This window comes from Haloferax sulfurifontis ATCC BAA-897 (assembly GCF_000337835.1).
Classification (GTDB): Archaea; Halobacteriota; Halobacteria; order Halobacteriales; family Haloferacaceae; genus Haloferax; species Haloferax denitrificans.
The window spans coordinates 189,872-211,403 of the sequence record NZ_AOLM01000008.1 but is presented as its reverse complement, the minus strand read 5'-3'; the positions used below and the strand labels follow the sequence as shown (position 1 = coordinate 211,403).

21 protein-coding genes are annotated in these 21,532 nt (G+C 69.2%); 16 read left to right on the top strand and 5 right to left on the bottom strand.

Translation table 11 applies throughout. From position 1 onward, the window contains the following. Positions 1 to 51 precede the first annotated feature (51 nt). Complete coding sequence (locus tag C441_RS05515; RefSeq protein WP_049920459.1) at positions 52 to 1,464, top strand: APC family permease; 1,413 nt, start codon at positions 52 to 54, stop codon at positions 1,462 to 1,464. Positions 1,465 to 1,492: 28 nt separating this feature from the next. Here the strand turns inward: C441_RS05515 and C441_RS05510 are convergent, their stop codons facing one another. From C441_RS05510 to C441_RS05495, 4 genes are all read right to left on the bottom strand, one after another. Further along, positions 1,493 to 1,987 carry an Lrp/AsnC family transcriptional regulator gene (locus C441_RS05510; protein ID WP_007274218.1) on the bottom strand — a complete coding sequence of 165 codons (495 nt, stop codon included), beginning with the start codon at positions 1,985 to 1,987 and terminating at the stop codon, positions 1,493 to 1,495. Between the two features lie 125 nt (positions 1,988 to 2,112). Continuing rightward, the gene (locus C441_RS05505) at positions 2,113 to 2,454 is read right to left on the bottom strand and encodes a (2Fe-2S) ferredoxin domain-containing protein (protein ID WP_007274217.1); all 342 of its coding nucleotides are present in this window, start codon (positions 2,452 to 2,454) and stop codon (positions 2,113 to 2,115) included. Next, the gene (locus tag C441_RS05500) at positions 2,454 to 3,308 is read right to left on the bottom strand and encodes a CbtA family protein (RefSeq protein WP_007274216.1); all 855 of its coding nucleotides are present in this window, start codon (positions 3,306 to 3,308) and stop codon (positions 2,454 to 2,456) included. Before C441_RS05500 ends, C441_RS05505 begins: the two co-directional genes overlap by 1 nt. Positions 3,309 to 3,310: 2 nt before the next feature. Further along, the gene (locus C441_RS05495; RefSeq protein WP_004972120.1) at positions 3,311 to 3,496 is read right to left on the bottom strand and encodes a CbtB domain-containing protein; all 186 of its coding nucleotides are present in this window, start codon (positions 3,494 to 3,496) and stop codon (positions 3,311 to 3,313) included. A gap of 170 nt (positions 3,497 to 3,666) precedes the next feature. Between C441_RS05495 and cbiT the strand changes: the two genes are divergently transcribed. From cbiT to C441_RS05440, 11 genes are read left to right on the top strand one after another with little or no spacing between them, the layout of a single operon-like run. Continuing rightward, positions 3,667 to 4,221, top strand: coding sequence for a precorrin-6Y C5,15-methyltransferase (decarboxylating) subunit CbiT (gene cbiT / locus C441_RS05490; protein WP_007274215.1), 555 nt, complete (start codon positions 3,667 to 3,669; stop codon positions 4,219 to 4,221). Continuing rightward, positions 4,218 to 4,925 carry a cobalt-factor II C(20)-methyltransferase gene (locus C441_RS05485; protein WP_004972123.1) on the top strand — a complete coding sequence of 236 codons (708 nt, stop codon included), beginning with the start codon at positions 4,218 to 4,220 and terminating at the stop codon, positions 4,923 to 4,925. Before cbiT ends, C441_RS05485 begins: the two co-directional genes overlap by 4 nt. Further along, positions 4,922 to 5,758 (top strand): precorrin-4 C(11)-methyltransferase, encoded by an 837-nt coding sequence (gene cobM / locus C441_RS05480; protein ID WP_007274214.1) that lies wholly within the window; start codon positions 4,922 to 4,924, stop codon positions 5,756 to 5,758. The genes C441_RS05485 and cobM overlap by 4 nt, the downstream gene beginning before the upstream one ends. Further along, the gene (cbiG, locus tag C441_RS05475; protein ID WP_007274213.1) at positions 5,755 to 6,723 is read left to right on the top strand and encodes a cobalt-precorrin 5A hydrolase; all 969 of its coding nucleotides are present in this window, start codon (positions 5,755 to 5,757) and stop codon (positions 6,721 to 6,723) included. Before cobM ends, cbiG begins: the two co-directional genes overlap by 4 nt. After that, positions 6,720 to 7,586 (top strand): precorrin-3B C(17)-methyltransferase, encoded by an 867-nt coding sequence (locus C441_RS05470; protein ID WP_007274212.1) that lies wholly within the window; start codon positions 6,720 to 6,722, stop codon positions 7,584 to 7,586. Before cbiG ends, C441_RS05470 begins: the two co-directional genes overlap by 4 nt. A gap of 3 nt (positions 7,587 to 7,589) precedes the next feature. Beyond that, a complete protein-coding gene (gene cobJ, locus C441_RS05465; protein ID WP_007274211.1) occupies positions 7,590 to 8,591 on the top strand; it encodes a precorrin-3B C(17)-methyltransferase in 1,002 nt (333 codons plus the stop codon). Between the two features lies 1 nt (position 8,592). Next, a complete protein-coding gene (locus tag C441_RS05460; protein ID WP_007274210.1) occupies positions 8,593 to 8,847 on the top strand; it encodes a ferredoxin in 255 nt (84 codons plus the stop codon). Then, positions 8,844 to 9,515, top strand: coding sequence for a hypothetical protein (locus C441_RS05455; protein WP_007274209.1), 672 nt, complete (start codon positions 8,844 to 8,846; stop codon positions 9,513 to 9,515). The genes C441_RS05460 and C441_RS05455 overlap by 4 nt, the downstream gene beginning before the upstream one ends. Then, positions 9,512 to 10,732, top strand: a complete 1,221-nt coding sequence (locus C441_RS05450) for a CbiX/SirB N-terminal domain-containing protein (protein WP_007274208.1) — start codon at positions 9,512 to 9,514, stop codon at positions 10,730 to 10,732. The genes C441_RS05455 and C441_RS05450 overlap by 4 nt, the downstream gene beginning before the upstream one ends. A gap of 2 nt (positions 10,733 to 10,734) precedes the next feature. After that, positions 10,735 to 11,118 (top strand): DUF3209 family protein, encoded by a 384-nt coding sequence (locus C441_RS05445; RefSeq protein WP_007274207.1) that lies wholly within the window; start codon positions 10,735 to 10,737, stop codon positions 11,116 to 11,118. Positions 11,119 to 11,124: 6 nt separating this feature from the next. Next, positions 11,125 to 12,381 (top strand): PQQ-binding-like beta-propeller repeat protein, encoded by a 1,257-nt coding sequence (locus C441_RS05440; protein WP_007274206.1) that lies wholly within the window; start codon positions 11,125 to 11,127, stop codon positions 12,379 to 12,381. Positions 12,382 to 12,417: 36 nt separating this feature from the next. Here C441_RS05440 and C441_RS05435 read toward each other — a convergent pair whose 3' ends face one another. Then, the gene (locus tag C441_RS05435; protein WP_007274205.1) at positions 12,418 to 14,607 is read right to left on the bottom strand and encodes an ATP-binding protein; all 2,190 of its coding nucleotides are present in this window, start codon (positions 14,605 to 14,607) and stop codon (positions 12,418 to 12,420) included. A 44-nt stretch (positions 14,608 to 14,651) separates the two neighbouring features. On the opposite strand from C441_RS05435, the gene cobN reads away from it, so the two are divergent. The 4 genes from cobN to C441_RS05415 all read left to right on the top strand — a co-directional run bounded on the left by cobN (position 14,652) and on the right by C441_RS05415 (position 21,312). Continuing rightward, positions 14,652 to 18,518 carry a cobaltochelatase subunit CobN gene (gene cobN, locus C441_RS05430; protein WP_007274204.1) on the top strand — a complete coding sequence of 1,289 codons (3,867 nt, stop codon included), beginning with the start codon at positions 14,652 to 14,654 and terminating at the stop codon, positions 18,516 to 18,518. Next, positions 18,511 to 19,191: a precorrin-8X methylmutase gene (locus C441_RS05425; RefSeq protein ID WP_007274203.1), complete on the top strand. Its 681-nt coding sequence runs from the start codon at positions 18,511 to 18,513 to the stop codon at positions 19,189 to 19,191. Before cobN ends, C441_RS05425 begins: the two co-directional genes overlap by 8 nt. Beyond that, complete coding sequence (locus C441_RS05420; RefSeq protein WP_007274202.1) at positions 19,184 to 20,014, top strand: cobalt-precorrin-7 (C(5))-methyltransferase; 831 nt, start codon at positions 19,184 to 19,186, stop codon at positions 20,012 to 20,014. Before C441_RS05425 ends, C441_RS05420 begins: the two co-directional genes overlap by 8 nt. A gap of 86 nt (positions 20,015 to 20,100) precedes the next feature. Continuing rightward, positions 20,101 to 21,312 carry an ABC transporter substrate-binding protein gene (locus C441_RS05415; RefSeq protein WP_007274201.1) on the top strand — a complete coding sequence of 404 codons (1,212 nt, stop codon included), beginning with the start codon at positions 20,101 to 20,103 and terminating at the stop codon, positions 21,310 to 21,312. The last annotated feature ends 220 nt before the right edge of the window (positions 21,313 to 21,532 follow it).

The following is a 21,532-nucleotide window of genomic DNA, read 5'->3' as shown; positions in this document are numbered from 1 at the left end:
TCTAAAAATTGAACACAGTAAGATATATAGTGGGTAAGTTAGAATGTGGTGATGTCAATCATAACCATGACAGGAGAACTCTCACGCGTCCTCTCGAAGCGCGACGTGTTCGTGCTCGCGCTCGGCGCGATGATCGGATGGGGTTGGATCGTACAGACGGGGTACTTCATCGACCAGAGCGGGGTCACCGGCGCGATTTCGGCGTTCATCCTCGGCGGGTTCATGGTGTCCGTCGTCTCGCTCATCTACGGCGAACTCGCCTCGGCGATGCCCTTCGTCGGCGGCGAACACGTCTACAGCATGCGGGCGTTGGGGCCGGCCGGCTCGTTCGTCTGCACGTGGGCGATAATCTTCGGCTACATCAGCGTCGTCGCGTTCGAGGCGGTTGCGCTCCCGAGCGCCCTCGCGTACATCGTCCCCGGCTTCAACGTGTTCGAACTCTGGACGGTCGCCGGCCAGCCGGTCTACGGCACGTGGGTGGCGACGGGCGTCATCGGCTCCGTGGTCATCACGTACCTCAATTACCGGGGGGTCCGCCCGGCCGCGCAGTTCCAGGCGATTCTCGCGCTCGTCATCACGCTGTCCGGCCTGACGCTCCTCCTCGGCGCGCTGTTCAACGGCACCTCGCCGTCGTCGCCGCCGCTCGCGGGAGCCGGCATCGGCGGCGTGTTCACGGTCGCCATCATGACGCCGTTCATGTTCGTGGGCTTCGACGTGATTCCGCAGGCCGCGGGCGAGGCCGACGTGTCGCCGAAGGTCCTCGGCGGACTCATCGGGCTCTCGGTCGCCTGCGCCGCCGCGTTCTACATCGCCGTCATCTGGGCGGCCGGACAGGTCGCCACGGGCGCGACGCTCGTCGAGAGCTCGCTCCCCGCGGCGACGGCGATGGAAATCGCGTTCGACAGCGTGACCATCGGCCGCATCATGGCGCTGGCCGGCCTCGCGGGCATCCTCACGAGTTGGAACGGCTTCGTCCTCGGAGCCAGCCGCGCCATCTACGCCATGGCCGACTCGAACATGCTCCCCGAGACGCTCGCGACGATCCACGACGACCACGACACGCCGTCGACCGCAATCGTGCTCGTCGGCGGGCTGGCGGCGCTCGCCCCCCTGTTCGGCGAGCAGATGCTCGTGTGGGTCGTCAACGCCGGCGGCCTCGGCATGGTGACGGCGTGGCTCCTCGTCGTCGTCTCGTTCCTCGTGCTCCGGTACCGCGACCCCGACTTCGACCGGCCGTTCAAGCTCCCCGCGGGCTACGCTGTCGGCGCGCTCGGCCTGCTGTTGACGGTGTTCTTCGTCGGGCTCTACCTCCCCGGCTCGCCCTCGGCGCTGGCGTGGCCCTACGAGTGGGCGATGGTCGGCGGCTGGTGTCTGCTCGGCGTCGTCCTGCTCGCCGTCGCCGGCGGGCTTCCGACCCGGACGGAGGCCAAGGCGCACCTGAGCGCCCAGCGACTCGAAGACTAATCCGTTCGCGGACCCGACGAGAACCGCGTTACGACACGTCGGGAAGCAGCGCGTCTTTCAGTTCTTCGAGTTCGTAGTCGTTCAGCGGGTTCGGCTCGTCTTTGATGGTCGTGATGACGAACGTCGAACTCGTCCGCGAAATCTCGTCTATCTCCTCGAACTCCGAGATGAGGTCTTCGACCATCGCTCGCGAGGCGAGGTGCGAAATCAGGACGAAGTCGGTGTCGCCGAGCGTGAAGTACACCTCGTTGACGCCGGGCACCTCGCCGAGTTTGTCGCCGACCTCCTTGTGGTACTCCGAGCCGTACTCCGCCCAGACCTCGGTGATGAGCGTGAGGTTCAGCCCGGCCTTCTCGAAGTCGATGTCGAAGATGTCGTTCTTGATGATGCCCTGTTCTTGGAGCCGTTCGAGGCGGTAGTGAACGGTCGACTTCGGGATGCCCGTCTCCTCGGTTATCCGGTCGGGGCTCCCCGATTCGAGCGTCCCGATGGCCTTGAGGATTCGAAGGTCCTTCTCGTCCATGAACCGTAATCAGAAGTGCAACGATATTATTGTTCTGCGTCCAATCCCCGCTTCGTCACGGAGATAGCGGCAAGACGGCGGTGAGAAGGGCGCGGCGCAGACGCCGGAGGTCGTCGCCGAGGCGGTCAGCGGTCGGGTCGAACGCCGAGGTTCGACGCGTCGGGACCGAACTCGTCGGCCAACAGCGCCGGTACGTCGTCCGGACGAACGTCCGAGTACCACCGGTTTCGCGGGTGGATGGCGACCGCGGCCCCCTCGGCGCTACAGAGTCCGAGACAGCTCGTTTCGGCGACGTGGACCCGCGACCAGAAGACGCCACGGTCGCGCAACCACGAGGTCACCGCGTCGTACACCGCCGGGCCGTCGGCCTCGGCGCAGTCGGCGTAGTCGGACTCTCGGCTGTTCGTACAGACCAACACGTGGTCGGTAAAGCCGTGCTCGCGGACCTCGTCGGTTCGGTCGCGCATCAGTCGGCCGCGGGAGCCGAGTCCCGGCCCGCAATCGGGGTCGCCGACTCGGACTCACTCGACGACCGGAGCCGCGCGTGCGCCGCCGCGAGAACCAGCCACAGGAGGACCTGTCCGAACGCGAACAGGCCGGTGAGCCCGGTTTCGAGCGTCGGCGACAGCGCCCCGTGAACCGCGTTTTCGGGGGCGACGACGGCGACGGCCGCGAGCAGACCGAACGGAACGGCCGCACCGACGACGGCCGCGACGAGGCCGCTCGACTCGCGCAGGCGGGCGTAGGCGTAGCCGGCCGAGAGACAGGCGAGCGCCCCGGCGAGCATCATCCCGGCGTAGAGCGGGAGCCGCGTCGCCACCGAAAGCGACTGCTCCGCGCCCGGCGCGGCCGGCGGGAGGACCAGCCACGGCGCGCCCGAGACGGTGACGAATCCCGCGAGCCCCATCAGGTAGCTCTTCGCGGCGTCGGGACCGGGAATCGCCGGTTCGAGGAAGAAGAACGCGACCCCGAAGAACGCGCCGCCGAGCACGACGCCCCACAGCCCGCCGGCCGCGACGCTCACGGCCTTCGTGACCGCCATCGACACCGCGGTGTCGTGATGGCCGTCGCCTTCGCCGGCGTGCGAGTCACCGGAGTCGTGGCTGTGAGCGCCGTCGGTCTCGTGGCTGTGAGCCCCCTCCGAATCGTGGCTGTGGGCGCTCTCCGCCTCGTGGCCGTGACCGCTCTCCTCGACGGCGGCGTGGTTCAGTTCGTCCGCGTAGGCGACGAGGGGGTTGGCGACGACGGCCATGAACAGGCCGAACACCAGTCCGGCGACCAGCCCCGCCTTCACTCCCCGCGTCAGGTACTCGGCGAACATCGTCAGTGGCAGGCGATGCCGGCCGCGTGGCGGAAGTTATGGAGCGAGTCGTGGACGAGCGGGTCCTGCACGAACAGGAGCGTAAAGCCCAGCGCGGCGATGAAGAGGGCTCCCGCGGCCATCTGCGTGGGAGCCAGTTCGGTTCGGGCGCGTTCGATTCGACCGTTGACGGTGTTCGCCGTAGCCATGGTAAACTCAGATTGAGGAAAACCAAGCAAGATTGTAAAACTTTCGAGAACAAGCGAGATTGTGTTTCGACAATTTCGATTTAATAACTCGATGGGGCTATTTTATGAAAGTTGAGTTGCTATACTCCAAGCAAAATTGTTTTCAAACAGCGCCGGGATTGTCAGGTCGAATGTCACAGGTAACGCTCCCGCACGACGCCAAGGCGGGACCCACGAAACCGGAGGTGAGAGCGGTCACGCTCGACAAACTCGGCTTGCGGTCGACGGACCACTTCGTCGACGTCGGCTCCTGTACCGGCTCGGTCACCATCGAGGCGGCCCGGCGGGTCGAGCGCGTGACCGCCGTCGAACGGAAACCGAAGCGGCTGGACGTGACGCGGAAGAACCTCGGGGCGAACGACTACGACGCCGACGTGACGCTCCGCGAGGCGGAGGCCCCCGAGGGGCTTCCGGCCGACGCCGACGCGATGTTCGTCGGCGGGAGCCGGAACTTCGAGGCCGTCCTCGACCACGCCGTCGAGACCGGCGTGGACCGAGTCGTGATGAACGTCTCGCGGGTCGAACCAGCCGGCGACGCCATCGAGGCGTTCCGCGAGCGCGACCTGCTCTCGGAGGTCGTCCAGTTGCAGGTGAGCCACGGCTACGAACTCGCCGGCGCGACGAGTTTCCGGTCGAACAACCCGGTCTACGTCGTCGTCGGTCGGCGGGGCGCGGAGGGGCTATGACCGTCTACGGCATCGGCCTCGGCCCCGGCGACGCCGACCTCGTGACCGTCAAGGGGAAACGCCTGCTCGAATCGGCGGCGGTGGTCTACTCGCCCGGCCGACTCTCGCGGACGGTCGCGCTGAACCACGTCCCCGAGGAGCGCATCGGCGACCTCGACTTCCCGATGACGCGCGACCCCGACGAACTCCGCCGCGCGTGGAAGGAAGCCGCCGCCGAGGTGGCCGCCCGCGCCGACACGGAGGACGTTGCGTTCGTGACCCTCGGCGACCCCAACGTCTACTCGACGTTCGGACACCTCCGCCGCACCCTCGACGCGTTCCACCCCGAGGTCGACCTCGAAGTCGTCCCCGGCGTGAGCGCGATGACGGCCTTCACGACCGCGCTCGGCGTCGAAATCGAATCCGGAACCGGGCTCGCGCTCCGCGAGGCCGCGAACGGCTCCGCGCCGACCGGCCCCGACCGCATGGTGCTGTTCAAGGTCACCGACGCGCCGGCGACCCACGAGAAACTGACCGAGGCGGGCTACGACGTTCGGTTCGGCCGCCGCCTGTTCATGGAGCAGGGCGAGACGGTCGTCACCGACGACCCCGACGAACTCGCGGAGCGCGACTACTACACGCTGGCCTACGCGGAACGCGAGGGCGTCGAGCGCGACGTGGCGACCGCCGCGTTCGACGGCGTCGAATCGGGGGGGTCGGCGTGAGCGTCGACGGCGACGCGGACACCGGCTTCACCGACGAGGATGGAATCCCCTTCGTCGGCGCGGGGCCGGGCGACCCGGACCTGCTCACCGTCGCCGGAAGAAAGCTCGTCGAGGACGCCGAGCTCGTGGTTCACGCGGGGTCGCTCGTCAACAGCGAGCTCTTAGACGAGTTCTGCGCCGACGCCGAGCGAGTCAACAGCGTCGGCAAGGACCTCGAAGAGCTGATTCCGCTGATGGCCGACGCCTACGAGTCGGGCCGAACCGTCGTCCGACTCCACAGCGGCGACCCGGCGATTTACGGGGCCGCCTTGGAGCAGATGGACGCGCTGGCCGAGGCGGGCGTTCCGACGTATCTCGTCCCCGGCGTCACCTCGGCGTTCGCCGCGAGCGCGACGCTCCGAACCCAGTTGACGCTGAACGAGGTCTCGAACCACGTCGTCTTCACTCGACCGCAGGGTCGGACGCTCTCGCCCGAGGAGGACCACATCGGCGACTTCGTGGGCTTCGGCGACACCACGGTCTGCATCTACCTCGGGACCCACGCCGTCGCCGAGACGATGGACCGACTACTGGACGAGGGTCACGACCCCGACACGCCCGTCGCGGTCGTCTACCACGCCTCGTGGCCTGACGAAGACGTCATCGAGGGAACCATCGAGACCATCGGCCAGCGGGTCGAAGACGCGGGCTACCGCGCCTCCGCGCTCGTCATCATCGGCGAGGCGGTGACCGGCTCGGACTACGAGCGGTCGTTCCTCTACGGCGACTGGGCCCGCGGCGGCGACGCGCCGAACGACGAACCGGATTCTGAAACAGAGGGGCAGACACAATGAGCGACAACTCGGCAGACTCCGGAAGCGGCCACTGTAGCACTCCCGACAGCGACGGCGAGGTCGCCGACGAAATCGCCATCGTCAGCTTCGAGCGAAAGCTCGACACGGCGGAGGAAATCAAGCGGGACCTCGCGGACGACTACGACCGGATAGACGTCCTCACGTACCACGGCGACGTGTTCGCCGACCACTGGGGCGAGTACGACTGCTTCGTCGGCCTGATGGCCAGCGGCATCGCCATGCGGAAGACCGCGGGCCTCCTCGACGACAAGTGGGAAGACCCGGCGGTCGTCGTCGTCGACGAGGAACTGACGTGGGCGATTCCGCTCACCGGCGGCCACCACGGCGCGAATCAGGTCGCCCACGACCTCTCGAAACTCGGGGCCGTCCCGGCGATGACGACCGCCTCGGAGGCCGCGGGCAAGCAGGGCGTCGAGAGCAAGGCGAAGGCGCTCGACTCCCACGTCGTCAACGGCGATTCGACCGTGGCGACGAACCTCGCCGTCCTCAACGACGAACTCGGTCCCGTCGCTCGCCTCGACGGTCCGAAGGCGGTGCTCGTCGGCGACGACGTGACGGTCCTGAAGCGAAACGGCGACGACGGCGTCGTCCTCGGGACCGGGAGCGTCTCCGGCGCGAAGAAAGCGCAGTTCCTGACGGCGTGGGAACGGGCGCTCGACGACGCCGACCGCGACTGGGACGACGTGGAGTTCGTCGCCACCGGCACGCGAAAGGCGGACGAACCCGGCATGCTCGACGCCGCCGAGGAAATCGGCGCGGGCGTCGTCTACTTCGAAAAGGAGACGCTTTCGGAGTTCGAGGGACCGACGCCCTCGCGGTCGAAGGAACTCATCGGCTGGCCCGGTATCGCCGAGGCGAGCGCCATCGCCGGCGGCCGCGACCACGAACTGGTCGTCGAAAAGCGGCGCTACGACGACGCCGTGACCGTGGCGGTGGGACGATGAGTGACGGCGACGAGCCGACCGAACCGGCGGTCGGCTCCGGCGACCGCGACGAGGTGCCCGACGACTACGGGACGCTCTACGTCGTCGGCATCGGCCCCGGTCTCCCGGACCACATGACGAAGCGGGCGAAGGAACTCGTCTCGACGTCGGACTGCGTCGTCGCGTCGAACCTCTATCAGGAGTTCCTCCGCGACGACGGAACGCTCCCGCCCGAAGAAAGCGACGACGGACCGGAGGTCGTCCGCTCGTCGATGGGAAAGCAGGTCGAACTGACCCGCGAGGCGTTCGAGCGCGTCCGAAACGGCGAGGACGTGGTCCACGTCTCGGGCGGCGACCCGAACGTCTACGGGAAGTCCGACCTCGTGTTCACGATGGCGAAAGGCGACGAGGCGACCGACGTGCCGATCGAAATCGTCCCCGGCGTCACCGCGGCGCTCGGCGGCGCGGCCATGATGGGCGCGCCGCTGTCGAACGACTTCTGTACGGTCTCGCTGTCCGACAAGTGGCGCGGCTGGGACGAGATCGAGGAGAAACTGCGCGCGGCCGCCATCAGCGGCTTCGTCATCGTCCTGTACAACTGCTGGCGGAACTACGAACGCGCCATCGACGTGGTCCGCGAGGAGCGGGCCGACGACGTGCCGGTCGGCATCTTCAACGACGCCGGCCGCGGCGAGGCCGGCCGGAATCTGGACGACGAGACGTTCTCGGTGACGACCCTCGGCGACGCGAAAGCCCACGACGACGACGTGGGTGGGATGGGAACCTCGATTCTCATCGGCACCCACGAGACCGAACCCTGGAGCAACGACTACGAAACGTACCTGGTCACGCCCCGCGGCGGGCGCGACGTCGACGACTTCTAACGCATGAGCAAATCAGACACGGAATCCGAATCGAACTGCGGCGGAGCGAAGACCGAGACCGAGACGACGACAAAAGCGGACACGAAGGCCGAGGACACGCCCTCGAAGTGCGGCGCGTCGTCCTCGAAGGCCGACGGCGAGTCATCCTCGAAGTGCGGCGGCGGGTCGGGCGGGTCGAAGAGGGAACAGACCGCGGAGAAGGTCGAAGCCACCATCGAGGACTTCGACGGCGAACCGGGCCAACTCGTCGCCGTCGGCCTCGGACCCGGTCGCGCGAGCGAGATGACCACGCTGGCGAAAGACACCCTCCGCGAGGCCGACCACATCGTGGGCTACACGACCTACATCGAACTCCTCCCCGACGACGTCGTCGAGGGCGCGGACGACATCTACTCGACGCCGATGTGCGGCGAGGTCTCCCGGACCGAGGAGGCGGTCGACCGAACGCTCGCCGGCAACGACGTGGCAATCGTCGGAAGCGGCGACCCCAACGTGTACGCGCTGGCCGGCCTCGCGCTCGAAATCCTCGAATCGAAGGGCGCGACCGCGAGCGTGGTCGACTTCGACGTGGTCGCGGGCGTCCCGGCGGCGCAGTCCTGCGCGGCCCGGCTGGGCGCGCCGCTCGTCAACGACACCGTGACCATCAGCCTCTCGGACCACCTGACCTCGATGCCGACCATCGAGTCGCGCCTCCACGCGGCCGCCAAGGAGGGGTTCACCATCGCCATCTACAACCCGTGGAGCCGCAAGCGCCGGTCGAACTACGAGAAGTGTTGCGAGATTCTCCTCGAACACCGCGCGCCCGACACGCCGGTCGGCATCGTCCACGGCGCGGGCCGCGACGACGAGGAAGTCGAAATCGTCGAACTCCGCGAACTCCCCGACCTCGGCGAGACCGACCTCGTGGACATGACGACGACGCTACTGGTCGGCAACGAGGAGACGTACGTCTGGGACGACCGGATGGTGACGCCGCGGGGCTACGAGCAGAAATACGAGTACTGAGATGTTCGAAATCGCAATCGACCGAGACGCCTGCGACGGCATCTTCGCCTGTCTCGCCCGCGACGGGCGGTTCGTCGAGGACGACGACGGCCTCGCCACAATCGACCCCGACGCGGCCGGCGTCGTGAGCGTCGAGCGCACCGACGAGCGCGTCATCGCCCTCCTCGAAGGCGACGCGGAGGCGGACGACGACGCGACGCTCGCGGCCCGAGCCTGTCCGCCCGGCGCGATTTCGGTCCGGGAGGTGGACGCGTGAGCGACGTCGGCGTCGACCCCGCGGACGACCTCCTGAAGAGCGCGCCCGAGACGGCCTACCTGTGGGGCCACGTCGCCGGCGGCGGCCGCGTCGAGCCGGGGCAGTTCACGGCGCTGACGAACGACGAGACCTGCGCGAACCGCCTCGCGGCCATCGCCGGCGGCGGCGAAATCGACCGCCGGGAGACGGAACGAGAATACGCGCACAACACCGCCGTCACCCGCGTCAAAGACGAGTACCACGTCATGGTCGAAGGCGACGTGGTCAGAAGCGCGAGCGCCGCGTTCGGCCTCCCCGTCGGCGACGACGCCGGCGGCTACCGCTTCGACGTGTTCGAAGACCGGCGAAAACAGCTCCTTCGGGGGCTCCTCGAATCCTGCGGGACGGTCTGTTTCAAGTCCTCGGCGGGGACGGTCGGCATCTCGTTCGTCCACGACGACCGGGCGCTCCTCGACACCGTGAACCGACTGCTCGACGCCTGCCCCGCTGACGCGCCGACCGGCCCGATTCAGGAGACCTCGTCGGGCGGCCACTGGTTCGGTATCGACGACGACGCGGCCGCCGGCTTCGGCGAGTGGGTCTACGAGGGAAGCGACGGGACGAGCCTGTTCGCGCCGACGCGGCGGCGAAAGCTCGTCCGCAGTCTCGAAGAGGCCGAGAACGCATGAGCCTCGAACGGCCCGACCCGGCGCTCGACGACGACGCGGTGCTCCTCGTCGGCCACGGCTCGCGCCGCGAGGCGTCCAACGAGCAGGTGCGGACGCTCGCCGCGAAGTTGGAGTCGCGGCTGTCGGTTCCGGTCGACGCGGCGTACATCGAACTCGCCGAGCCGTCGATAGACGACGCAATCGAGTCGCTGGCACCGACCTGCCGGACGATGACCGTCGTCCCCCTCTCGCTTTTCGCCGCGAGCCACGTGAAAAACGACGTGCCGCTGGCGGTCCAGCGGGCCCGCGCGACCCACGACGACACCGAGTTCCGGTTCGGGTCGCACCTCGGCATCCACCCCTCGCTCGTGGACCTGCTGGACGAGCGGGCGCGGGCGGTCGAGTCCGACCTCGGCGTCGACCGCGAGGACGACGACGTGGCGGTCGTGCTCTGCGCCCGCGGGTCGAGCGACCCCGACTCGAACGGCGACGTGCACAAACTGGCGCGCCTGCTGTACGAGGGCCGCGGGTTCACCCGCGTCGAATCGGCGTTCATCGGCGTCACCACGCCCCGGTTGGAGGAGACGCTTCACACCGTCGCCAAGGACCGCCCGGACGCGGTCGTCGTCCTCCCGTACATGCTCGGCGACGGCGTGCTGACGGGGCGAATCGTGGACACGGCCGAGACGTTCGACGAGGAGTACCCCTACGTCGACGCCGGCGCGTCGGGACCGCTCGGCGCGGACGACCGGGTGGTCGAGACGCTCGCCGACCGGTATCGAGAGGCCCGCACCGGGAGCGTCGAGATGTCCTGCGACACCTGCAAGTACAAGGTCGAACTCGCCGGCTACGAGGACGACGAGGGCGGCGCGCGCGCGATGCTCCGCTCGCTCGTCCATCAGGCCGAACACGCCGACCGAACCGACGTGGACGACGACCCGCACGTCCACGACGCCCCCGAGAAACACGTCGCGGTCTGCACGAACCAGACCTGCGCCGCCAGCGGCGCGGCGACCGTCCTCGAAGAGCTCAGACAGGGCGTGCGCGACGCCGATGACTGCGACGTGCACGTCTCTCGTAGCTCGTGTCTCGGCCAGTGCGGTGACGGCCCGATCGTCGCCGTCTACCCCGACAGCGTCTGGTACGGCGGCGTGACGCCCGACGACACCGACCGCATCGTCTCGTCCCACCTCGAACGGGACCGCATCGTCTCGAACCTCGTCCACCAATCACTCTAACCATGGCCTGCGCAGAACTCGAAGCGCTCCGACTGGCGCTGTTGAACATCACCGGAACGACCGACGAACACGCGAAGCGACACGCCGAAGCCGAACTCGAAGACTACCTCGGCGACGCCGACCCCGGCCCGATTCAGGCGCTCGCGAACGCGACCACCCTCGACGAGGCCCAGCGGCATCTCGACGCCGCGCTCGTCGACCTCGAAGAGGAGGCGACGCGAATCGACGAGGACGACCCGCAATCGGGCTACCTTCGGGGACGGCTCGTCGCCGTCCGCGACGCCGAGCGGTCGCTTCGCCGCATCCGCGAGGGAGCCGATGCGTTCCTCGACGACCTCGGAGAGACGCACCACACGCTCCACGACGCCTTCCCCGTCGAGGACTGAGTCCCGATGGCACCGTCCCCACTCACGGCCCGCCGCGACCTCGGCGAAGTCGACCCCGCGAGCAGTCGCCACAACTGGGCGCGCTCCGCGGTCGAAGCGACCGCCGACGCCGTCTTCGTCGGGACCGCGGACGGCCGCGTCGTCGCGCTGGAGACTGCTACCGACGCGACCAGTGCCTCCGACGCCGCGCCCGACGCCGGCGAGCGCTGGCGGGCGCGCGGTGAGCACTCCGTCGTGTCGATGACCGCGACAGACGGCGCCCTCGTCGTCGGCGAGCGCGGCGGCGACGGGCTGGTTCGCGTCCTCGACGCCGAAACGGGCGTCGCCCGCTGGACGTACGCGACGGCCGACGACGTGGGCACGGCGACGAAGGACTCGCTTTTCTTCCGCCCCTACGTCGTCGACCTCGCGGTGACGGGCGACAGGGTCGTCGTCGCCGCCCGGCGCTACGAGCGGGACGGCGAGGACAGGGCCTGGCGGAGCGTCGTCCTCGGGTTCGACCGAGACGGGCGGCTCGCGTGGCGCAGACACGTCCACGCGTCGCCCATCGCGGTCGCCGCCGAGGGGGACCGCGTCGCCGTCGCGTACAACCGCTGTCCGAACCCCGAACAGGACGGTCTCGTTCTCCTCGACGCACACTCCGGGGCGCGGGTCGCGTCGTGGGACCCCGACACCGACGGGGACCGACGCGTCGGCGACGTGGCCTTCGCGGGCGACGCCGTCGCCGTCGCCAGCCACGGCGACAAACGCGGCTACCTCATCGATTTCGACGGGGAGACGCGGTGGCGACTCGACCTCGCGACCGAGCGCCGCGTCGGCGACGAGACCGTCTACGCATACCCGACCCACGTCTGCGTCGCCGACGGAACCGCCGTCTTCGTCACGGGGAACACGTTCGCCGAGTCGACCCGCGACCCGGACGCGCGACACCCCGACGAACACACCGCAGTCGGCGTCTCGGTCGACGAGGGCGAGCGCCTGTGGACCCGCGACACCGGCGGGTTCGCACGGGCGGCCGTCGCCACCGGCTCGCGGGCGTTCGTGCCGTCCGCCCAGCACTTCAGGGAGCGAGAGGCCGAGCGCCACGGCGTCCACGTTTTCGCCCCCGACGCGGGGCACGTCGAAACGGAGGGACTCCCCGGTATTCCGACCGCCGTCGCCGCGGGCGGGGGCGTCCTCGCGGTGGTCGAAGAGCCGGTCGAGTACCACGACGAGGGCGTCACTCGCGGGGCGTACCGGCTCCGCACGCGACCGGTTCGATAGGGTCACACCATGCCAAAAGAGACGACCGAGTCCCGGCTACTGCCCGTCCGCCGAGCGCGCGGCCTCGGCGACCCGCTCGGCCGACAGGTCGGACAGGGGAATGCGCCGCGCGCCCGTCTCGGAGACGAGGATGTCGGTCACGCCGATACCGTCGTCGCCGGCGTCGACGACGACGACCGAGGCGTCGGCGGTGGCGAGGTGCCGCGCCGCCGACCGGGTCTGTCCGGTGGGACTGCCGTCCGCGACGTTGGCCCGGCCGTCGGTGACGACGACCACGAGCGCGGCGTCGGCGTCCGAGCGGTCGATGACCCGACGGGCGGCGTCCAGCCCGGACGGAAGCGGCGTCCTGTCGCCCGTCGGGAGCACCTTCAGGTGCCGCGCCGCCAGCGTCACGCTGTCGGTCGGCGGGAGCAACACCTCGGCGTCGTCGCCGGCGACGGCGACGAACGCGACCTCGTCGCGCTGTTCGTAGGCGTCTTCGAGGAGCGACAGCACGGTGCCTTTCGCCCGCCGCATCGCGGCGCGCATCGACGCGCTCGCGTCCACGACGAACACGACGAGCGTCTCGGCGGACCCGCGGGCGACCGCGGTTCTGAGGTCCGACCGGGTGACGCGGGACCGACCGGCCGAGGCGGCGGCCCGGACCGACGCCGGCACGTCGATGTCGTCGGTCTCGGTCGCCGGTTCGGTCCGCACCCGCGAGCCTCGGCCCTGCCGCGACTCCCGAACTGCGGCGCGGCTCCCGTCACCGGGCGTCTCCGCGTCGAGGGTCGCCTCTTCGACCGGCGGGCGCTCGGCGTCGCCGACGGCGGCCCGGCGCTGGCCGGGGAGAAGCGGCGTCGCCTCGTCGGGGTCGTCGTCTTCGAGGCCGTCATCTCCGGAGTCGTCGGTATCGCCGTCTCCGGGACTTCCGTCTTCCGAATCGCCGTCTTCGGGTCCGCTCTCGTCGGCTCCGCCGACCGCTCCACCTCGGTCGTCGCCGCCGGCATCGTCCCCGTCAGCGTCGTCCCCGGCATCGGAATCAGAAGAATCTCCCGCGGCGTCGGAACCGGCTTCCTCGCCACCGTCGTCGTTGCGGCCGTCGCCTCCACCGTCGTCGTCTCTATCGCCACCATCGCCGTCGTCTCCCCCGTCACTATCGCCGTCGCCACCGGCACCTTCGCTCCCGTCACCGCTACCATCCTCCTCGGCGTCACCGTCGTCCCGGTCGTCTTCCCCGTCGAAGTGGTCGTCGAGCACGTCGTCGACGTCCGGGTCGTCGTCGAACGGGCGGCTCCGAAGTCGGTGCGGGAGCGCGAGCGCGGCCGCCTCGCGCACGTCGCCTTCGAGCACCTTCGTCCGGCCGTCGAGCGCCGCGAGGGTGCGGGCCGCCCGGGCGATGGCGATGTCGGCGCGGTGGCCCTCGACGCCGGCGTCGACGCAGAGTTCGGCGATGTCGCGCTTGAACTCGGCCGGGAGCGCGACCGAGTCGAGGCGGTCCGTCGCCTCGCGGAGCGCGGCTTCGAGCGCCGCGGTCGCCTCGCGGCGGTCGTCGCCGGCCGCTTCGGTGTCGTCGCCGTCCCCCAGCGCCCGGTCGATAATCTCCACGCGGTCGTCGATGTCGCGGCTCCCGACGACGGTCGCTTGGAGTGCGAAGCGGTCCCGGAGCTGGGGCCGGAGGTCGCCCTCCTCGGGGTTCATCGTCCCGACGAGGGTGAACTCGGCGGGGTGTTCGACGCTCACGCCGTCGCGCTCGACGCGGTTGACGCCGCTCGCGGCCGCGTCCAAAAGCAGGTCGACGAGGTGGTCGTCGAGGAGGTTCACCTCGTCCACGTAGAGGATGCCGCGGTTCGCGCGGGCCAAGAGCCCGGGGTCGAACGACGCCTCGCCGTCGAGGGCGTCGGCGACGGAGAGCGTGCCCGCGACCCGGTCGCGGGTCGCGCCGAGCGGGAGCGTCACGAGCGGGACCGACCGGCGCTCGACCGCGGGGTCGTCGCGGGCGCGACACGAGTCGCACTGGCGGGCCGGGTCGTCCGGGTCCGGCGGACAGCCGTACGGACAGTCCGCGACGACCTTCTGTTCGGGCAGGAGGCCGGCGAGCGCGCGGACCGCGGTCGACTTCGCGGTGCCCTTCTCGCCGCGGACGAGGAGGCCGTCGAGGTCGCCGTTGGCCCCGACGGCCAACAGCGCCCGTTTCAGTTCGTCTTGCCCGACGATAGCGGAGAACGGAAGCGTCTGAGTCGTCATCGAATACGAAATTGTAGTTGCAGTAAGACAATAACACTTTATCAATGACACCGACAATCGGACTGTACACAGCGACCGAAAACGAGTTGGGCGCGGTCCAGCGGGCCGCGCGCCGACTCGACGGAATCGACCTCGTCGTCCGCTCCGCGAGCGATTTGGACGACGTGACCGACGCGGACGCCTTCGTCGACGAGTTGGAGTCGGCGACGGCGGCCGTCTTCTGGCTCCACGGGGCCGAAGACAGCATGCCCGGCTACGACCACGCGGTCGAACGGCTCGAAGCCGCGGGCGTGCCGCTCGTCGTCAAGGCCACCGGCGACGCCTTCGCGCGGCGGGACACGACCGTCGCCGACGCGGACCGCGGGCGCGTCTGCGACTACCTCGACCGCGGCGGCGCGGTGAACGTCGAGAACCTCTGTCGGTTCCTCGCCGCCGAGTACGCCGGCATCGAGACCGAAGTCGACGACCCGGTCGAACTCCCGACCGAGGGCGTCTACCACCCGGACTACCCCGGCGTCGAGTACGACGAACTGCTCGACACTCACGATCCCGACAAGCCGACCATCGGCGTCTGGTTCTACGAGTCCCACTGGACGCACGCGAACACCCGGTACGTGGACGCGCTCGTGGAGCGGCTCGAATCGCTCGGCGCGAACGTCCTGCCGGCGTTCTGCAACCCCGCGACCGACGAGGAGAGACAGGAGAACGCCGAGTGGGTCGCCCGGAACTGGTTTTCGGACGACGACGGCCCCGTCGTGGACGCCGTCGTCAGCTCCTTCATGTTCTCGCTGTCGATGAGCGAGCGCGGCCGCGACGCCGACGACGAGGGCGCTGACGCCGAGGACGTGTTCCTCGCCGAACTCGGCGTTCCCGTCTTACAGGCCGTCACGACCATGCGCTCCCGAAGCCGGTACGAGTCGAGCGACACGGGCGTGATGGGCTTCGAACTCGCGCTGTCGGTCGCGCTCCCCGAGTTCGACGGCAACGTCATCACCCACCCGATAAGCGGGAAAGAGCGGATGGAAGACGAGGCCGGCGTCGGGAGCGCGCCGAAACAGCACTTCCCCATCGAGGACCGCGTGGACCACGTCGCCCGACTCGCGGTCAACTGGGCGCGGCTCCGCCACCTGCCGAACGACGAGAAGCGCGTCGCGGTCGTCCTCCACAACTACCCGCCGAGCGACGACGGCATCGGAACGGCCTTCGGGATGGACAGCCCCGAGAGCACGGTCAATCTCCTGTCGGAACTCCGAGAGCGAGGCTACGCCGTCGGCGACCTCCCCGCGGACGGGCAGGCGCTCATCGACGACCTCACCTCGCAGTTGACCCTCGACGACCGCTGGGTCGCCCCCGAAGACGTGCGGGACCTGAGCGTCGACGTGGTGTCTCCGAACCAGTACGCCGACTGGTTCGCCGACGCCGACGACCGCTTCCGCGACAACGTCGTCGAGGAGTGGGGCGACCCGCCCGAGCGACCATTCGCGATTCCGGGCGTCGAGTTCGAGAACGTTCTCGTGACCGTCCAGCCCCCCCGCGGCTTCGGGATGGACCCCTCGAAGGTGTACCACGATTCGGACCTCCAGCCGCCGCACGACTACGTGGCGTTCTACGCGTGGCTCCGCGAGGAGTTCGACGCCGACGCCGTGGTCCACCTCGGCACCCACGGGAGCCTCGAATGGCTCCCCGGCAAGACCGTCGGCCTGAACGGCGAGAGCGCGCCGGACCAGTTGGTCGGCGACCTCCCGAACGTCTACCCGTACATCATCAACAACCCCGGCGAGGGGACGCAGGCCAAGCGCCGGTCGTACGCGGCCATCGTGGACTACCTCACGCCGGTCATGCGCACGGCGGGAACCTACGACGACCTCGCGGACCTCGAAGAACTCGCCCGCGAGTACCGCGAGGCGGGCATGGACGAGGCCCGCCCCGAGCGCGGCGACCAACTCCGCGAACTCCTCGTTGCGGCGGTCGACGACCTCGACCTCGCGGTCGAACTCGGGTTCGACGACGCCGACGCGGTCGGTGACGCCATCGGCGGCGCGGATTCCGGTTCCGGCGTCGATGCCGACGCCGTCGACTTCGACGAACTGGTCGAGCGCGTCCACGAGTACCTGACCGACGTGAAGACGACGCAGATTCGGATGGGCCTCCACACGATGGGCGAACCGCCCGAGCGCGACCGGCTCGTGGAGTACCTCGTCGCGCTCACTCGGCTCCCGAACGCCGACACGCCGAGTCTCCGCGAGAGCGTCGCGGGCGTCATGGGCGTCGACTACGACCGGATGCGGGACGAACCGGGGACGTACGACGACGACCTCGGGATGTACCTCTCGGAGGCCGCGGACCGCGTCTACGACCAGTGCGTCGAACTGGTCTCCGCACTCGCCGACCGCGGCTTCGACGTGCCCGAGTCGGAGGTCGACGCCGGCCCCGACGACGAGGTGAACATGAACCTGCTCGTGGTCGATATCGACCAACTCGGCGACGCGAAAGCCAAGCGGGGCGCGCACGACGACCTGCGCGAGGTGCTGGCGTTCATCTGCGACGAGGCGGCCCCGCGAGTCGCGGCCGCGGAAGCCGAGATTCCTCAGACTGCGGACGCGCTGGCCGGCGAGTACGTCCGGCCCGGCGGTTCCGGTGCGCCGACCCGCGGCGGCGTGGACCTGCTCCCGACCGGGCGGAACTTCTACACGCTCGACCCGCGGAAAGTCCCGGCCAAGCCGGCGTGGAGCGTCGGCGAGCGCGTCGCCGAGGGCGTTCTGGACCGCCACTACGACGGCCACGGCGAGTACCCCGAGGAGTTCGGGGTCGTCGCGTGGGGGACGCCGACGGTCCGGACCCGCGGCGAGACCATCGCGCAGGTGCTCGCGTTCATGGGCGTCGAACCGGTGTGGACCGACGCGGGCCGCGTCGACGACGTGGAGCCGATTCCGCTGGACGAACTCGACCGCCCGCGAATCGACGTGACCACCCGCGTCTCGGGGCTGTTCCGCGACGCGTTCCCGCAGGCCGCGAGCGTCGTCAACGACGCCGTCGACGCGGTGGTCGAACTCGACGAACCCCACGAGCTGAACTACGTGAAAAAGCACGTCGAGGAGGACGCCGCCGAGTTCGAATCGGAGGGCGTCGACGCCGACGAGGCCGAGACACTGGCCAAACACCGCGTGTTCACGACGACGCCCGGCGGTTACGGCGCGGGGACGAACAAGGCCGTCGACGAGGGCGAGTGGGACGACCGGAGCGACCTCGCGGACGTGTTCGTCCAGTGGGGCGGCTACGCCCTCGGGAGTCGCGGCAAGGTGACCGAGGCCCACGAAGCCTTCGAGCGCCGCCTGAGCGGCGTCGAGGCCACGGTGAAAATCGAGGACACCGCAGAGCAGGACGAGTTCGACTCCTCGGACTGGTACGCCTTCCACGGTGGGTTCGTCTCCGCCGTCGGCGAGATTTCGGGGAGCGACCCGGCCTCGTACGTCGGCGACTCCAGCGACCCCGACAACGTCAGCGTCTACACGAACGAGGAGAAAGTCCGCAAGGCGATGCGGGCGCGCGTCCTCAACCCCGACTGGCTCGACAGCATGGAGGACCACGGCTACAAGGGCGCGGGCGACCTCTCGACCACGGTCGACGTCGCGCTCGGCTGGGACGCGACCACGGGCGTCGTCAGCGACACGCTCTGGGAGAGTCTCGCCGACGCCTACGCCTTCGACGAGGACCGACAGGAGTGGATGCGCGACGTGAACCCGTGGGCGCTCGAAAGCATCACCGCGACGTTCCTCGAAGCCATCGACCGCGACCTGTGGGACGCCGACGACGACGTGCGAGAGCGGTTGCAGGACATCAACCTCTCCGTGGAGGGCGACCTCGAAGCGAGCACGACGAACGCCATGACGCAGACCCAATCCGATGACTGAACGAGACGTCTACGCCGACCTCGGCGCGACGACGCAGGAAGCGATGGACATCGCGGAGACGAGCATGGACATCGTCCGGACGTTCGTCCCCGACGAGACGCTGACCGACCGACTGCGGCAGAAGGCGGTCCACTCGACCGGCGACATCGAGTTCCAGCACCTCATCCGGTGCCAGAACGAACCGGTCGTCGCGGGCGCGAGAGCCGTCCTCGACGAGCGACCCATCGTGACCGACATCACGATGGCGAAAGCCGGCGTCACGGGCCGCGGCCACGACTGCCCGGTGCGGAAGGCAATCGGCAACGGAGCCGAACTCGCCGCCGAGACGGGCATGACCCGGACCGCGGCCGCGGTGCTCGAACTCGACAAGGAAGGCGTCTACGACGGCGCAATCGCGGTCGTCGGCAACGCGCCGACCGCCGCGTTAGCGCTGTGCGACTGCATCGAGAACGGGACCCGACCGGCGGCCGTCGTGGCGACGCCCGTCGGCTTCGTGAAGGCCGAAGAGAGCCGGAAGCGCGTCCGCGAAATCGCCGACGAGTACGACGTGCCCGCGGTGACGAACGTCGGGAAACGCGGCGGGAGCGGTCTCGCGGCCGCGCTCACGAACGAACTGATTCACGTCGCGAGCGACGTTCGCAACGGCGACGTAGACCTCGCAGATCATGAGTGAGGACGAGAACGACCCGTACGACCTCGATTCGGGGCCGGACCCGGCGGCGTTCGCCGCGGCCGCGCCCGAACCGAGCATCGACGGAATCGACGGGAGCGGTGAGGACGCCGAGGGCTCCGCGGTCGCCGACGCGCCGGTCTACGCGGTCGGAATCGGCCCCGGCAACCCGGAGTATCTGACGCCTCGCGGGCGGCGAGCGATTCGGGAGGCAGACGTGGTCGTCGGCTTCGAGACGGTCGTCGACTTCGTGGCCGACGAGACCGACGCCGACCTGCTCACCTGCGGCTACGCCGACGAAGCAGAGGCGCTGTCCGAGTTCGGGAGGCGCGTCGCGGCCGGCGAGCGCGGGACGGCGGTCCTCATGGGCGACCCGAACCACTCGGGCTACCAGTTCCTCGGGAAAGTCCAGCGGGCCGTCGAGCGACCGGTGCGGGTGATTCCGGGCATCTCGTCGCTCCAGATAGCCGCGAGTCGCGCCCGGACGCCGATGGAGGACACGCGGTTCGTCACGCTCCACAAAAGCGGGTCGCTCGACGCCGATCTCGACCGACTGGCCGAGGCGGTCGGCGAGCGCCACCTGCTCGTCCTGCCGCGGCCGTTCGACTGGATGCCGGGCGACATCGCGGAGTTCCTCGTCGATTCGGGCGCTGACCCCTCGCTGGACGCGCTCGTGCTCGAACGGCTGACCCACGACGACGAGCGAATCACTCGGACCACGCTCGGCGACCTGCGCGAGTCGGCCGGCGGGAGCGGTCCCGACTCGACGCCGTACTCGGATCTCTCGGTCCTCGCCGTCAGAGCGCCCGTCGACGCGACGGACTGAGCCGCCCCCTTTCCCCGTCCCCGCAGGGTGATTAGGCTCGCCTAAATTCCGAAGACGTTTTAACCATTTAGGTAAGCCTAAAAGACATGGCAAACGACGGACGCGGCGGTCGAGAATCGACGCGGCGCGAGTATCTGCAGTACGGCGGGGCGGTCGTCGCGGGCGGCCTGCTCGCCGGCTGTACCGGCGGCGGCGGGTCGGAAACGACGACAGAGTCTGAGGATGAGACGACCGCGGCCGCGACGACAGAGGCGGCGGCGGAGACCGAGACCGCGAACGAGACCGAGTCGACGACCGAGGCGTCGGAGTCCTACTCGGTGTCGATAGAGCCGGTCGGCGAGGTCACGTTCGACTCGGTCCCGGAGACGTGGGTCGCGAACAACGGCAGTTGGGCGGACATGGGCGTCGCGCTCGGCCTCGACGCGCCGATGGGCGTCTGGCTCCCCGGCCGGTACCACACGCAGTACTACGACGAGATTCCGGACGTGAGCGTCGACAAGTCGTCCATCCGCCAGCTGTGGGGCGACAGCGGCGTCGGCAAAGAGCAGTTCTACGAGCTGAACGCTGACGTGCACGTCGCCGACCCGAACTTCCTCCTGAACCGCGGCCAGTGGTCGGAAGCCGACATCGAGGAGATCAGCACGCAGGTCGGTCCGTTCTTCGGCAACAGCATCTTCTCGCGCGGCTACGCGTGGCACGATGACTACCGTTACTACGACCTCTACGAGGCGTTCGAGAAGCTCGCGCAGGTGTTTCAGCGCGAGGACCGCTTCGAGGCGTTCGAACAGGTCCACGAGGGGTTCCAAGCGAACCTCGCGCCGGTCGTCCCCGCGCAGGGCGAGCGGCCCTCGGCCGCCGTCGTCTGGGGCGGCGGCGACGAACCCGAGGAGTTCTACCCCTACATCATCGACGAGGGAACGAGCTTCAAGCATCTCAACGACCTGAAAGTCAACGACGCGCTCGCGGCGACCGACGTGCGGGACTTCTACAGCAACCGCGGCGCAGTCGACTTCGAGACGCTTCTGGAGGTCGACCCCGAAGTGCTCCTCGTGCGCGGACAGGAAGCGAAGACCCGCGAGGAGTTCCGGAACACGGTCGTCTCGTTCATGGAGAGTCACGAGGTGGCGAGCGAGCTCACCGCCGTCCAGAACGGCGACGTCTACCGCGCCGGCGGGCTCTATCAGGGTCCCATCACGAACCTCGTCGTGACGGACCGACTCGCGCGGACGCTGTACGACGCCGACGAGCGCCTGTTCGACGCCCAGCGCGTCGCGGACATCGTCAACGGCGACCTGTAGTTCGGTCCCGCTTCGCGGCCCCGCTTTTCCCGTTTCGCTCCGCCGTCGAGCGGCGCGTTCCGCCAGAACGCTTATGAAGTTTTAGGCCAGCCTAAAAATATGGCAGTGGGACGAGGTATGGGCGGGCCTCCGGCGGCCACCGCGCCGCGGTCCGGCGAGGGTGAACCCCCGCTCATGGAGGTGTTCGGCCGAGCGGAAGCGGGGTAAGTCCGCGGCGGAT